This is a genomic window from Parafrankia sp. BMG5.11 (genome assembly GCF_004337455.1).
Genome location: NZ_SJXI01000056.1, coordinates 182,579 through 197,399 on the forward strand (window position 1 = coordinate 182,579; position 14,821 = coordinate 197,399).

6 protein-coding genes, 3 tRNA genes and 2 pseudogenes are annotated in these 14,821 nt (G+C 71.4%); 8 read left to right on the forward strand and 3 right to left on the reverse strand.

Translation table 11 applies throughout. The annotated features are described in order from the left end of the window. Nucleotides 1–15: 15 nt before the first annotated feature. Together E0504_RS32420 and E0504_RS32425 are read right to left on the reverse strand one after the other, a co-directional pair. A tRNA-Phe gene (locus E0504_RS32420) sits at nt 16–92 on the reverse strand. A gap of 27 nt (nt 93–119) precedes the next feature. Beyond that, nucleotides 120–194, reverse strand: a tRNA-Asp gene (locus tag E0504_RS32425). A gap of 541 nt (nt 195–735) precedes the next feature. Here E0504_RS32425 and E0504_RS32430 point away from each other — a divergent pair. The 6 genes from E0504_RS32430 to E0504_RS32455 all read left to right on the forward strand — a co-directional run bounded on the left by E0504_RS32430 (nt 736) and on the right by E0504_RS32455 (nt 11,944). Continuing rightward, nucleotides 736–4,833, forward strand: coding sequence for a hypothetical protein (locus tag E0504_RS32430; protein WP_131626472.1), 4,098 nt, complete (start codon nt 736–738; stop codon nt 4,831–4,833). Further along, nucleotides 4,834–7,092, forward strand: coding sequence for a serine/threonine-protein kinase (locus E0504_RS32435; protein ID WP_131626473.1), 2,259 nt, complete (start codon nt 4,834–4,836; stop codon nt 7,090–7,092). Nucleotides 7,093–7,336: 244 nt separating this feature from the next. After that, complete coding sequence (locus E0504_RS32440; RefSeq protein ID WP_131626474.1) at nt 7,337–9,703, forward strand: ATP-binding protein; 2,367 nt, start codon at nt 7,337–7,339, stop codon at nt 9,701–9,703. Nucleotides 9,704–9,822: 119 nt separating this feature from the next. Then, complete coding sequence (locus tag E0504_RS32445; protein ID WP_112109022.1) at nt 9,823–10,680, forward strand: hypothetical protein; 858 nt, start codon at nt 9,823–9,825, stop codon at nt 10,678–10,680. 130 nt (nt 10,681–10,810) lie between these two features. After that, nucleotides 10,811–10,886 (forward strand) — tRNA-Glu (locus tag E0504_RS32450). A gap of 251 nt (nt 10,887–11,137) precedes the next feature. Further along, nucleotides 11,138–11,944, forward strand: a complete 807-nt coding sequence (locus tag E0504_RS32455; protein ID WP_112109020.1) for a methylenetetrahydrofolate reductase — start codon at nt 11,138–11,140, stop codon at nt 11,942–11,944. 624 nt (nt 11,945–12,568) lie between these two features. Here E0504_RS32455 and E0504_RS32460 read toward each other — a convergent pair. Further along, nucleotides 12,569–13,095 (reverse strand): annotated as a pseudogene (locus tag E0504_RS32460) (type I CRISPR-associated protein Cas7). A 437-nt stretch (nt 13,096–13,532) separates the two neighbouring features. Here E0504_RS32460 and E0504_RS32465 point away from each other — a divergent pair. Both E0504_RS32465 and E0504_RS32470 read left to right on the forward strand, forming a co-directional pair. Beyond that, nucleotides 13,533–13,781 (forward strand): hypothetical protein, encoded by a 249-nt coding sequence (locus E0504_RS32465; protein WP_131626475.1) that lies wholly within the window; start codon nt 13,533–13,535, stop codon nt 13,779–13,781. Nucleotides 13,782–13,905: 124 nt separating this feature from the next. Continuing rightward, a pseudogene (locus E0504_RS32470) lies at nt 13,906–14,279 on the forward strand (DeoR family transcriptional regulator); the annotation flags it as partial. Between the last annotated feature and the right edge of the window lie 542 nt (nt 14,280–14,821).

Genomic DNA, 14,821 nt, shown 5'->3' on the forward strand with positions numbered 1-14,821 from the left:
TCCCCTGATCAGAGGTGGTGGGCAGGGGCGGGGTCGAACCGCCGACCTTCCGCTTTTCAGGCGGACGCTCGTACCGACTGAGCTACCTGCCCATATCTTGCTCTGTGTTGCCGATAACGCGGTCCCGACGGGATTCGAACCCGCGACCTCCGCCTTGACAGGGCGGCGTGAACTCCAGACTTCACCACGGGACCATGTGTCTATCTTCAGTTGTCGCTCTGGCCATCCTGAGTGGTCGTGCTACTCGCAGTGGACCAAGCCGGCTGGTCGTGCCCGGCTGCTCAGGAACTGGAGGTCATGCTACAGGACGATGCGACCCATCCGGGCTGTGGGGGGCAGGAAGTTTTCCTCGATACATGATCGATCGGCCCGCCATGATCCTCGGTACGCACAGGGCCCCGGGCGAGGCCGCTCGCGGCCGCCCTCAGACGGGTCCATCGCGGCGCCTTCCCTCCAGCGGACTCCAGCCGGCGCGCCTGTCCGGCCTGGTCTCGAGGAGTCGAAGACCATGGCGGATCATCCGCGGAGCGCGTCCTTGATCCCGTGGACGCCCGCTCCCGTGTGCGCGGTGGCGTAGCAGGCGCCCGTGGCCGAGCCCGGGTCCAAGGACGGCGGTCTCCGGCCGAGCGGCGGATGCCCTGTCGTCTAGGTGACTGGTGTGCGGTCAAAGTCCGCGATAGACCACAATCGGTGAGGTTGCCCGATCGGCCCACTGCCCCGGAGACGGGTGAGGTCATGACATCCGAGCGTTCGGAGCGCGGCGGACCGCACGGTTCCGGTGAGGGTTCGCCGGGCGCCGCGGCCCGGCCGGACCAGCGGACCCCTCGGACGGCGGCCGGGAACGCGGCGGAGATGCGTACGCCGCCGCTGGTCGAGTCCCAGGCGGCGCCCACCCAGATCATCGACGGATACCCGTCGAAGCCACCGGCCGGCGTCCCGCCGGCCGGTGCGTACTCGACGGCCTGCCCGTACCCGGGGCTGCGCGGCTTCGACGAGTCGAGTGAGCAGTGGTTCTTCGGGCGTGAGCGGATGGTCGCCGACCTGGTGGCGAGGGTTTCCTCGGAGGCGTCGAGGGTGGGGCCGCTGGTGCTCGTCGGCGCTTCGGGGTCGGGGAAGTCGTCACTGCTGCGTGCCGGGCTCCTGCCCGCCCTCGCGCGCGGAGCGCTTCCCGGCTCGCGTGACTGGCCACGGCTGGTGATGACACCGGGCGAGCACCCGCTCGAGGCGCTCGTCCAGCGTGTCGTCGAGGCGACCGGGATGCCGACGATGGCGCGGATGCTGGGTGACAGCCTGCGCCGGGAGCCGGAGCGGCTCAACGAGATCGTCCGTGAGCTGCTCGCCGCGCGCGCCACGCCTCGGTCTGCCCCAGAGGACGGCGAGACCACGATCCGCCGCGGCCCACGAAACGACGCCACCACGCTCTACAGGCCAGGCAACCCTCGCGAGCCAGCCGATCCTCGCGAGCCAGCCGATCCTCGCGAGCCAGCCGATCCTCGCGAGCCGCGGATGGTGATCGCGGTCGACCAGTTCGAGGAGGTTTTCACGCTCTGCGCGGACCAGGCCGAGCGGGAGGCCTTCGTCCGGGCCCTGTGCGCGACCGCGGCGGGCAGTGCGGTCGTCGTGATCGGCCTGCGGGCGGACTTCTACGGGGCGTGCGCCTCCTTCCCCGAGCTCGTCGAGGTCCTGCAGGTCAATCAGGTGGTGGTCGGGCCTATGGCGGCCGCCGACATCCGCGAGATCGTGGTGAATCCGGCTCGTGCCGCAGGTGGGGACGTCGAGCCCGGGCTTGTCGGGCTCGTCCTGCGCGATCTCGGCGCCGCCGCCGGCACGGGGATCACCGGAAGCGACCAGGGCACCGGCCACGGCAGCGGTCGCAGCCCCGAGCTCGTCTCCAACCTCAGCTCCGGGTTCGTGGCTGATCCGGGCTCGCTGCCACTGCTCGCCCACGCGCTGCGCGCGACCTGGTTCGCCCGTGCGGGCGAGGCGCTCACCGTCGCCGATTATCTGCGCGTCGGCGGGCTGACCGGGGCCATCGCCCAGACCGCCGAGGCGGCCTACACGAGTCTGGACGGGGCCGCCCAGCAGGCCGTCCGACCGCTACTGATGCGCATGATCCGGCTTGGTGAGAACGGCGCGGACACCCGGCGGCGGGTGCGGCGGGCAACGCTGCTCGCGGAGGTGCCGGGGCCGGAGTCGGCGACCGTCCTGGATGCGCTGGTAGCCGCGCGTCTCGTCGAGGCCGATGCCGACGGGGATCAGGACGGTCTGCAGATCGCGCACGAGGCGTTGCTGCGTTCCTGGCCACGGCTGCGCGAGTGGATGGACATGGACCGCGCCGGCGCCGTGGCGTTGCAGCAGCTGCGCGACGCCGCTGAGGTGTGGGAGCGGGGCGGGCGGGATCCGTCCTACCTTTTCGCCGGTTCGCGTCTCGCCGCGGCCCGCGACTGGATGGACGACGACCTGGACGTCGATGCGACGACCAGGCAGTTCTTCGACGAGAGTGTCCGCGCGGAGGCCGAGCAGCAGCGGGCGGCGGCGCGTCGGGCCCGTAGGCTGCGCCAGCTCGCGGCGGCGCTGGCCGTCCTGCTGCTCGTCGCCGCGTCGCTGGCGGGTCTGACGTTCCAGCAGAGCACCTCGTCGGGGCGGGCTCGGGACCGGGCGCTCTCGCAGCGGATCGCGACGCAGGCGGAGGCCGCCCGACGGGACAATCCGGCGCTGGCAGCCCAGCTCAGCCTGGTCGCGCTGCGCACGGCGGACACGCCGGAGGCACGCGGGGCCGTCCTGTCGTCGTTCAACGGCGGCAGCGGGGTGCCCACGCGGTACCAGGCGCACACCAAGTCGGTCGGCACGGTGGCCTACAGCCGGGACGGTCGCCTGCTGGCGACGGGCAGCGACGACTGGACGGCCGCGGTCTGGGACGCGACCGATCCGCGGCGGCTCACGCCACTCGCACGCATCCCGGACGAACGTGGTGGCGGGCATGGCAGGGCGGTGAAGGCGGTGGCCTTCAACCGGGATGGGACGGTGCTGGCGACCGGCGGCGCCGACGGGCTGGCCAAGCTGTGGGACATCACCGACCGGGCCAGGCCGCGTCTGCTGGCGACCCTGCCGAAGGCGGATTCGGAGGTCTACGGCCTGGCGTTCGACCCGACGTCTGATCGTCTCGCCGTCGGTGGCTACGGGAAGTCGGCGTTCATCTACGACCTCTCGGATCCGGCGCGCCCGGTGAAGGAGGGGCAGCTCTTCCTGCACCTGGCGCAGGTGGTGGCGCTGGAGTTCAGCCCGGACGGCGCGTTCCTGATCGCCGGGGACGAGGGTGGTTCCGCCCTGCTGTGGTCGGTCGATGATCCGAGCGGTCCGCGGCCACTCAAGGTGCTCGTCGAGGACGGCGGCCCGAGCGCGGACGGCGCGGGCCCGATCCGGTCGGTCACCTTCGGCGGCGACGGCCACACGGTCTACACCGCCGGGAACGGCGGCTACGTCCGCAAGTTCTCCGGGCCGGATCTGCCGCGTCTGGAGTACGACGGCCGGGCGGGCAGCGGGGACGCGCCGATCACCGGCCTCGCCGTGGACCCGGTCAGCGGCCTGGTCGGCGTGGGCGGGTTCCGGTACGTCGGAGTTCCGATTTTCGATGTGGACGTCGACCAGTACAGCCTGACCTTCCTCGACGAGGGCGCCACGGTCTGGGATGTGGCCTTCAGCCCGGACGGCCGCCGGCTCGCGTCGGTCTCGGTGGACGGCTCGCTGCGGATCTGGGAGATGCCCGGCCCGGCGCTGATCGGGCGCGACGGCACGCAGGAGGACGCCGTCGTGAACCCGGTCACCGGCATCGTGGCGATCACCACCGACAAGGCGGTCGAGCTGTGGGACGTCGATGATCCCTACGCGCCCCGCCGGCTGCACGTGCTCACCGACGTGACCGTGGACGAGTTCGACCCGACGGGCTCGTCGGCCTTCAGCCCGGACGGGAACGTGCTTGCCGTGGGCACGGGCAAGAACATCGTCTTCTACGACGTCCGCGACCCCGCGAAGCCGTCCCGGATCTCGGACGTGCCGGGGCCGGCCGGGGGCACCGCGGAGCTGTTGTTCAGCCCGGACGGGAGGACCCTGGTGCTCGGCGGGCTGAACTCCCCGCCGGAACCGGCGTTCCAGGCCAGGGTCGAGACCTGGGACGTCACCGATCTCTCCCGGCCGCGGCGGCTCGCGTCGCTGATCGCGCACCGCTCGTCCGTCCGTGACCTGAGTTTCTCCCCGGACGGCCGAATCCTGGTGAGTGCGGCCGAACGCTCGGTGAAGCTCTGGGACGTGACGGACCCGCGTCGGCTCCGGCTGGTCTCGGAGCTGCCCGAGTTCCCGGGCGGGGTCTGGGAGGTGCGCTTCTCCCCCGACGGCAGGACGCTCGCGGCCGGCGGGGCGAACCCGTTCGCGACGCTGTGGGACGTGACCCGCCTGGACGCGCCGCGCCAGATCGCGGACCTGCCGGGCCATTCGACGTCCGTGACCAGCGTCGCGTTCAGCCCGGACGGCACGCAGCTCGCCACCGGCAGCAACGACAACACCGTGCAGGTCTGGGACGTTACGGAACGCGACTCCCCGACGCTCATCGAGAAGCTCGCGCGCTCGGCCGGCAGTGAGGCCGGTATCGGGGAGATCCTCTACACCCTGGACGGCAAGAAGCTGGTCGGTGTGATCTTCACCGTGCCCGCGGTGGTGTGGGACCTTGATGTCGACCGGGTGCGGGCCCGGATCTGCGAGCGGGCGGGGGTGGGCATCACGGCCGCGGAGTGGCGCCGTTTCCTACCGGATCTGCCCTACGATCCGGTCTGTGGGTGATTGTTCCGCCGCCTCGGCGGCGTCGGCGGCCAGTCTGATGTGATCGTCGACCGCGCGCACATCGAGGCGGCGCTGCCCGGCTACGAGGTCGGCGACCTGATCGGGACGGGCGGGTTCGGCCTGGTGTTCGCCGCCCGGCACGTCCGGCTCGAGCGGCCGGCCGCGATCAAGATCCTGGTGCCGGAGATGGCCGACTCCGAGTCGGAGCTCGGGGTGGGCCGGGAGGTCTTCGCCGCGGAGGCGCGCCTGCTCGCCCGGCTCGCGCATCCGCACATCGTCCGCGTCTTCGACTACGTCGAACGGCGCGACCTCTGCATGATCGTCATGGAGCTCTGCGCCGGCGGGACGCTGCGCGCCCGCGCCTCGCGCGGGCTGGCGATGGCGGAGGTGGTCGCGTTCGGCCTGGCGATGGCCACCGCGCTGGACGCGGCGCACCGCAGCCAGGTGATCCACCGCGACATCAAGCCCGACAACGTGCTCTTCACCTCCGACCACACCCTGAAGATCACGGACTTCGGCATCGCGAAGATCGTCGAGACGACGACGGGCCGCGGCAACACGATCGTCGGCACACCCGTCTACATGGCGCCAGAGCAGTTCACCGGGGCCCCGCTGCGGCCGGCGACCGACCTGTACGCGCTCGGGACGGTCCTCTACGAGCTGCTGTCGGGGCAGACACCGTTCTCCCGCCGGCTCTCCCCCGTAGAGCTCGCGGAGCAGCACCTGCGCGGCTTCCGGCCGCCGCCACCCGGATCGACGCCGCCGGCGATCGGCGGGGTCGTGGTACGGGCGCTCGACCCCGACCCGGCGCGACGCCAGCAGAGCGCGCTCGACTTCGCGCTCGAGCTCGCCGCCGCGGCCGCGCGGGATTTCGGCCCCGGCTGGCTGTCGGCCTGCCCCGTCCCGGTCCATCTGCCGGACGTCGTCCTCATCGCCGCGACCGCGTCGACTCAGGCCGGACCCGCGTCAGCGCACGCCGGACCGGCGTCAGCGCACGCTGGACCGGCGTCAGCACACGCTGGACCGGCGTCAGCACAGGCCGGACCCGACACCGTCGCACCCGCCGACACCGTCGCACCCGCCGACGCAACCGCCCCCACCGAGGGCCCCGTCCTTCTACCCAGGGGCCGGGACACCACGGCGGGCCGGGAAACCAGCACCGCGGACTCACCCCTCACCCGGCGCCAAGGCCTGCTGCGGCGGTGGGCGGGACGGCGCTCGCCCCGTGACGAGCAACCCGCGACCGGCCCGCCGGGGCGGGACGGCCGTCCCGCCCCGGCGGGCCGCGCCGTCGTGCACCTGCGAGTGGAGAGCCCGTTCGCGCTGGCGGTCGCCCCGGACGGCGCACTGTACGTCTCACAACCGCTGGCGCACCGGGTCCTGCGCGTCGACGCCGCGGACGCCGCACCCGGCACGACCAAAGGCGGAACCCCCCGGCCGACAGCATCCCGGGTGACGGCGTTCCAGGTAACGGCGTCCCAGACCGTGGTGGCCGGGACGGGCAAGGCCGGGCGGGCCGGGGACGGCGGCCCCGCCACCGCCGCGGAGCTGGACAATCCAGCCGGCCTCGCGGTGACCGAGGACGGCGCCCTGCTGATCGCGGACTGCTTCAACGACCGCATCCGCCGGGTCGACCCGGACGGGACGATCACCACCGTGCCGACGCCCGCAGCGCTGCGCCGGCCACGCGCGGTGACGACCGGCCCCGGCGGCGTCCTCCTCGTCGCGGACACCGACAGCCACCGGGTCTGGCGGCTCGGGCCGGGTGAGACGGCACGGGTGATCGCCGGCACCGCCGAACCGGGTTACTCCGGCGACGGCGGGCCGGCCACGCGGGCCGCGATCGGACGTCCACAGTCTCTCGCGGTGGACGGCGCGGGGCGCCTGCTCATCGCCGACCCGGACCAGCGGCGGATCCGGCGCGTCGACCACGCGGGACGCATCGGGACCATGGCCGGCACGGCGTACGGCGGTCGGCCCGCGGCCGATGGCGCACCGGCGACCGGCACCGACGTGGGCACCCCGACTGGGCTCGCGGTCGGGCCTGACGGCACCGTCTACCTGGCTGATCCCGCCGGGGACCGGGTGCTGGCGATCCACCCGGACGGCAGGGTCGCCGTCGCCGCGGCGCGGTCGGGCGAGGTGCCCGTGCTCGATCCGAAGCAGGTCGCCGTGGGTCCCGACGGGACGCTTTACATCGCTCAGCCGGGCCGGCACCGGATAACCGCTGTGGCCCCTGCGTACCTCCCGCGCTTCTGACTGTCTCGCAGGGGCACACGTGGGACCACGGGGGTTCTCCTTTCACCCCACCGCGGAACGGAGCAAGATGAGGCGCCGTGGGGGAGTCCGTCACCAGAAGTACCTATTCGAGCACTCAAATAGCATTTTATGCGGCGAGATACGAGGTCATACGGACGATTCACGTTCGGATGACACTCGTACACGCGCCTGAGAGCCGGGCACCCGCCACGGCGCGGCCGCCCCTGGGCCCGGACCACAGCCCGTGAACGGCTTGGCCACGGCGGCCCTGGCCAACGCCGCGACGACGGCCGCCTACCTCGCGATCTGCCTGTCGATCGCGCGTGGCCTGTGGCGGTCGGGCCAGTGGCGCAACAACCCGCTCGGCCTGGCCACCGCCGCCATCTTCTTCACCTGCGCGATCGGGCACGGCTCGCACATCCTCCAACTCACGCACGCCACCGGCCCGGCCGCACACGGTGGGCACAGCGGCAGCGGGCATGGTGGCGGCGGGCCCGCGGGGCCGGCCGGCCGCACTCTGGTCGACGTCCAGTTCCTCACCACCACCTGGGACGTCGTCACTGCAACCGTCGGCATCTGGTACTGGACGCTACGGAGTCGCTTCCCGGCACTCGTTCGCGGTACCGCCCTCTTCGAGGATCTTCGCCTGCGAGAGGCCACACAGCAGACCCTGCGCGAAAGCGAGGAGCGCTACCGCGGCATCGTCGAGACGACGGCCGACGGCGTCGTCCTGCTCGGCCCGGACGGGCACATCACCTACCGCAACGCCCGGTTCGCCGCCATCGTCGGCGGGACACCGCTGGGCACCCGGTTCACGGACCTGGTGTCCGACACCGACCGCGCCGAGATCACGGCCGCGCTGGAGGCGGTGCGGGCCGGCGCCGTCCGCCGCCTCGAGACAGCACTGCGGCACTCCGACGCCCGCAAGGTCTGCGCCCAGGTCGCGCTCACCGCCCGGCTCGGGCCGGCCGGCACCGTCGACGGGACGCTCGCGATCGTCACCGACGTCACCGAGCAGAAGAACATCGAGGCCCAGCTGCGTCAGGCCCAGCGGCTCGACGCCCTCGGCCAGCTCGCCGGCGGCATCGCGCATGACTTCAACAACCTGCTCACCGTCATCGACGGCTATGCCACGCTCGTGCTGGCGCGCGGCGATCTCGACGAGGGCGTCCAGCGCGACCTGACCGCCGTACGGGACGCGGCCGCGCGCGCCACCGGCCTGACGAGCCAGCTCCTCGCCTTCTCGCGCACAGTCGACGTCCGCCCCGGGCCGGTCGACCTCAACGACCTGGTACGCGGGCTCGAGGAGATGCTGCGCCGCCTCATCCGCGAGGACATCGAGCTGGTCGTGATGCCCTCGGCGCGGCCCGCGATCGTGCGCGTCGACCGCGGGAAACTCGAGCAGGTTCTGGTCAACCTGGTCGTCAACAGCCGGGACGCGATGCCCGACGGCGGGCGGCTGTTCATCCGGGTGGTCGTCGACGACGTCGCCTCCGCGTCCCACCCCGACGTCCCACCGCGGCGGCTGGTGCGGCTGACCGTGGCCGACACCGGGCACGGCATGCCCGAGCACGTCCGCTCGCGCATCTTCGAGCCCTTCTTCACCACCAAGGACCCTGGCAAGGGAACCGGCCTCGGGCTGGCGACCGTGTACGGGATCGTGCGCCAGGCCGAGGGCACCATCGAGGTCGACTCCGTCCCGGGACTCGGCGCCACGTTCCGGGTCGGCCTCCCCGCGTTCGTCGAACCCACTCTCACCGAACCCACTCTCACCGAACCCGCGCTTACCGAACCCGCGCTCAACGACGCCCCGTTCACCGGACCCGGCGCCGCCGCACCTGGCCTCGCCGAATCTGGCCTCGCCGGACCCGGCATCACCGCCCCCGGCATCACCGCAGTCGGTCTCCGCGACCCCGGCCGACACGGGCCCGGTCTCCCGTCGGCCGGCGCTGTCGCCACGACAGCCGGCGGAGCGGTCGAGGACCACGCCCGGGGCGACACCGGCGCCGACCTGAGCGGCTGGCCGCGCGGCGCGGTCAGGACGAACCGCCCCGCCCCGGTAGGTGCGCCGGAGCGATCAGCCGCGCCGAACGACCGGTACCGGCCAGACGCCGCCCGGCACGCCTGGAGTTGCACGACCATCCTGCTCGCCGAGGACGACGACGCCGTCCGCCGCCTGGCCGAGCGGGTGCTGCGCGGTGCCGGCTACCGGGTGGTGTGCGCGGCCGACGGCCGAGCGGCACGGACGCTCGCCCGCCGGCTGACCTCCGTCGATCTACTCGTCACGGACGTGATCATGCCCGGCCGCAACGGCCGTCAGCTCGCCGAGGAACTGACCCGGATGTTCCCGGGCCTGCCCGTCGTCTTCACCTCCGCCTACAGCCGCGGGATGCTCGCCGACGGCGGTGGTGACCTCGGCGTGGCCTACCTGCCCAAGCCGTTCACCCCCACGAGCCTGACCGAGACCGTTCGCGCCGCGCTGGCCGCCCGTCGTCCCGCTACCCTCGCCCCCGCCGGACCGGTGCGGCTCCCCGCCCCGCCCGCGCCCCCGCGCGTGACCGGGGCACCGGCGGGCCGCCACCGCGACCGCCGGCCGCGTCGAGAGTCCTGACGACATCCACCCCGGCAACCCCGCCGGGACGTGAGGATGGAGGCGTGACCGACGAAGGAGCGGGCGACGACACCACGCCGGGCGGCGCCGTGGGTGACGGCGCCGTGGGCGACGGCACCATGCGGGACGGAACAGCACGGGAGCGGTCCGGCGGGCGGAGCGCAGCCGTGCCGGGCTTCCTCCCGAGCACCCACGCCTTCGGCTTCACCAACTCCTTCCCCCGCCAGCCCGTCCTGCGGATCCCGGTCGTGGGCCTCGGCACGGTGCCGATCGGAGACGCCAGCCGTGGCCTGTGCGGCGGGATGATCTACGCCGTCCGCGACATGTTCGAGTTCGGCGTAGCGCCTCCGGAGATCACCAGCCCACCGGCCGCCGGGACGGCCCTCTACCGCTACATCGTGCGCCGGCTCTTCGACAGCTTCGACATCCCGCGCGGGGTCTACCGCTACTACCGCCTGACCAGCGCGGCCGACACCGACCTGCCTCGCGGCCCGCTGACCCGCCCCGGCGTCGGGCGGATCAGCGTCGACCGGGAATGGCCGCGGATCCGCCTCGACCTGGATCGCGGTCTGCTCTGCCCGCTCGGCGTCATCACCGTCCACTCGGCCGACCCGCTGCGCCTCGGCCTCAATCACCAGGTCCTCGCCTACGCGTACGAGCAGCGCGGAAACCGGGTCAGGCTGCGGGTCTACGACCCGAACACACCCCGGGCGAGATCCGACGACGTCACACTGTCATTCGACATCACGCCGCCGCTCGAAGTCCCGTTCCCCCGCCCGGCGGCACCGCCGCACGGGACCACTCCGGGCATTCCGGCCACATCGGCCGCGCCGGTGGCCATCGAACACACGATCTCGATCGGCGGACGTCCGGTACGCGCGTTCTTCCGGTCGCGCTACCGCCGGGTCGACCCACGCCCCGCGCTCAGTCTGCCCTCAGGGCCCGCGGTTGCCCCGCCAAAGCCTCCGCCGGCATGATCGACGTCGCGTCCTCCGACCAGCGGTCGACGGCACGCGTTTGTCGGCGGAGCGGACGATCCCCTATGCTTGCCCTGTTCTGAAGCCCGGTGTTGTGGTGGATCATCCGCTGCCGCATCTCCGGTTCGCTGCCCCCATCGTCTAGCGGCCCAGGACGTCGCCCTTTCAAGGCGGTAGCACGGGTTCGAATCCCGTTGGGGGCACCAGAGAGTAGTAGATCGACTACCAAAAGTAAATATTTGGCGTGGTTGACGGAATCTAGGTAACGATACGAGGTCCACCAGCGTTTTTCGCCGCGCTCCGTGACTGTTCGTTCCTCTAACCCTGCTGCCGAGCATCACCACCCACCGACACACAAACCGGACTTCGACAGATCCCGGTCGGCTGGACAGGTGCAGCGCACCGTGCGGTTCAGTGACGGCTGTGGTCGGGGATCGCGGCGCCCTATCCTGTCCGGATGCGGGAATCCACGGCAAGTCACGAACGTCCAGCACGCGACTTCGAGCTGATCTGCGAAATCGAACCACCGACCCGACCCGACCTGACCCACGCCCGCCATCAGATCGGCGTCCTGAGCCCCGTCACCGACGCGTTCCTGATCCCCGACAACCACATCGGACGAGCGACCGTGTCGAGCATCGCCGTCGCCCACGAGGTGCAGACGATGGGAGGACGCAGCATCGCCTGCGTGAACTCCCGCGACCGTAACCTGCTCGGCTTCCGCCGCGACCTGCTCACCGCAGCGGCCTACGGCGTCGAGGAGTTCCTGTTCGTCCACGGCGACAAACCCACCGCCGGGAACCGGACCAGCGACCTGACCGTGCGCGCGATGATCGACGAGGCCCGCGCGGCCAGCGAGGATCCGGTCTTCGCCGACATGCCGGCGTTCCGGGTCGGAGCCGCCGCCGGTGTGCGGCCACTGCCCACATGGAAACGAGCGGCCGACTTCCTGTTCGTACAAGTCAGCTACTCGGTAGACGCTCTACTGCGCTGGCGCGACGCCCACCCGGTCGAACTGCCGGTCTACGCCGGCGTGATGGTCCTCGCGAGCGCCGGGATGGCCCGCCGCCTCGCCGCAACGATTCCCGACATCGACATCCCCGACGACCTTGTCCACGCGGTCGAACGAGACCGGACCGCCGGGGTCGAAACAGCCTGCGACCAGGTGCTACAGCTACGCGACAGCGGCGCCTTCGCCGGTGTGCACCTCGTACCGGTCAGCCGCTACCGCCAGGTCGCCACCCGACTCGAAGATCTTCTCTGACCCCCCCGGGCCTCCGGAGAGATCGTCCTTGGCGTTCACTCCTCCGAGATGCGAGCTCCACGCCGGCCGGTGCGGGGCTCGCTTACATCCTCCCCGTCACGTGAGGATCGACGGACGCGTCGACAGCCTCGACCCCCGATGGTTGAGGCGATGCATGGCGGTCAGCGCATGGTGCCATGCTTGAGAGCGGCCGGGGCGTGACATCGGAGCGACCGACAAACGGCGCGGGCCTTCTACGCCCGAAGGTCACGGCATGGGTCCGATCTATCCGTTCCATGACCGGCTACAGTGCGCTACCGGAAAAGTCTTTGGCGACACGGGCTGGTGAGGCGTCGGCATCGCCCAGGCGATGACCAAGGTCCGCCGACATGGGCGCGCATTGTGTGCGCGGATACTCCGGTACGCCGCGACACTCGCCGGCACTACCCGACAGCGAAAATGCCCTGACCGGGATTTAACGGCACTGCGCGGCATATGCCAGTACATTTCGATACGTAGTGTTTCGTCTTGTAATCGAGTGGACGAAGGTTCGAGCTCACCAGCCGGTTCCAGAGAGACGGCCCTGGCTCGGAGTCTTGGTGATGCTCGTGGCGCGTCGGTCCGTGGCAGGCTGTTGTAGGCGCATCATGGACACTGACCCCTTGCGGTCATCCTGGGATGCGGGTGAGGGCGCAGATGATCATCGTCTACGTCGAGCTTGTGGTCGTGGAAGCTGCGGGGTTCGCTGGTGCTGATCTTCTGGGTCCTGATGCGGTCGGCGAGGGTGTGGGCGGGGGCGGCGCCGAAGGTGTCGGGATGGCTGAAGACGTGCAGGCCGCGGGTGGCCATCTCGCCGCGGGTAGCGGACCGGTCGTGGTCGAACATGTTGATCAGGGTGCGCAGGAGCAGGTCGAGGTCCTTTGCGGTGACGCCGGTCTGGATGCCGCGGGGGGCGGAGTAGTGCAGGTGGGCCCGATACAGGCCGTAGGGGACGGTCCACTTGCCGCCCATCTCGGTGTGCTTGCCTTTGTCGATGTCGGCCTGATGACTCGGGTGATGGTGTGGTCGACGGGACGACGGGGGTCGATGGAACGGGCCATGCCGTTCTGGAGCGATCCGCGGATCTGTCCGAGCGAGCGGGTCTTGCCGGTGGACAGGACGGCGCCGAACAGGCGGACGTCGACGTAGCGGTTGGCGAGGTCTGCCTCCGGCGAGGACCATGCCTTTCAAGATCACGACGTGAGCGGCGAGCATGACTGTCACCGATCGCTCGGCACCGCGCGGGCCTTCTTCGTCGACCGGGTTGGCATCGACCCCGCCGACGGGACTTCAGAGGCACGGACCGGCAGTTCCCAACCGCGCTGGCCCGCACATCATCCGGCCGCGGATTGGCACCACACGACATCTACCGCGGAGGGCATCCGCAGCTGCGGTTAGACCGGATTTGGCCGCCATCGGTTTGGGATTGGCCTCGCGGGACGACCACGACACGCCATATGCCCGTGCGGCCTGACACCTCGGGAGGCGCGTGGCTCGGGTCCGCGTCGCTGCGTAAGGATTTCCCTCGTACGAATCGGACCGATCTCTCCCATGTCCCAAGGAGGCTCCCTTGACCGACACGAACACTTACGCGTACGTCGACGCTGACACCCTCGACGTCCGGATCATCCGTGGTGAGGCTGACACGGAAGGCACCATCGTCGGCCGCCTCGACGCCGCCGACCTCCCCGCCCTCAGCGAGGCCGCCGACAAGCTGCTCGCGACCCTCGACGTCCGCCCCGTCAGCGACTGGCGCGATGTTGAGGGTGGCCTGTTCGCCGTCGTCGAGGAGACCGCGGCGGTGCCGACGGCCGGCTGACCGGCGACCACGAGCGCCCCGGTCTGGGCCAGGCCGGGGTTTCTCTTTGCCCGGATAAGACGGTGGGGGCGGCGCGCGCGATCAGGCGGCGAGCGGGATTCTTCCACCTGGTAGGAGATGGGAAGTCGTGGACCACCCGTCCACCGACGCGCTCCTAATCGGCGGCCGGCTCTTCAGGCACTCGGCCCCGTCACCTGCGGCGCGGCCGCCGCCGAGGCGGCCAACCAGGTGCGGGCCGACCTCTTCCTGCTGGGCGTCACCGGCGTGCACTGCGAGGCCGGGCTGACCACCGGCGACGCCGACGAGGCGGCGATGAAACGCACCCTCGCCCGGCAGACCGCCGACACCTACGTGCTGGCGCTAGCCAGCAGCGAGAAGATCGGCACCGCATCGCCGTTCACCGTGCTGCCGGTCGCGTCGGTGAGCGGCCTCATCACCGACGCCACCGACGACCGCCCGGTCATCGCCGAGCTGCTTAAACAGGAACGACGATCCTGAAAGCTCGCTGACCGGTCCCGTCGGGCCGCCCACCCGTTCGACATTCGTGGAGCCGTTCCGAGGTCAGCGCTGCCGACGGCATCCCGCGGTACTCGGTCGTCACCACTGCGCGAACCCGCGAGTCGGAGTTCGTGCTGCGGGACTTCGACGTGATCGACAAGAGTGGCATGCGGGTGGCGGACGTGGCCGTCGAACGTCCGACCGTCCTGGCGGTCGGAACCGACGCCGACCGACCGGCCGACCAGTTCCGCGCAGGGGCCGCGCTCGGACGGCTGGTCCTGAGTGCGACGTCGCGTGGTGCTGCCGCCTCCCCGCTCGGCCAGGTCGTCGATGTCAGCTCGGCCCGTACCCTTGCCACGGTTCCCCTGGTCGGGCCCACGCCCGCCAGGGGACCCTCCCCACGGCGCCGAGTCTGGTCCGTGCCTGGGAGATCGCCCCAGCATTCGTGGGCTACGGCGACCTCTCATCCAGGGTGGACGGCTACGGCTGGATCCACAGTTTCTCGGGCAGCAGGGAACCGAGGCCGTACTGCGCGAGGCCGC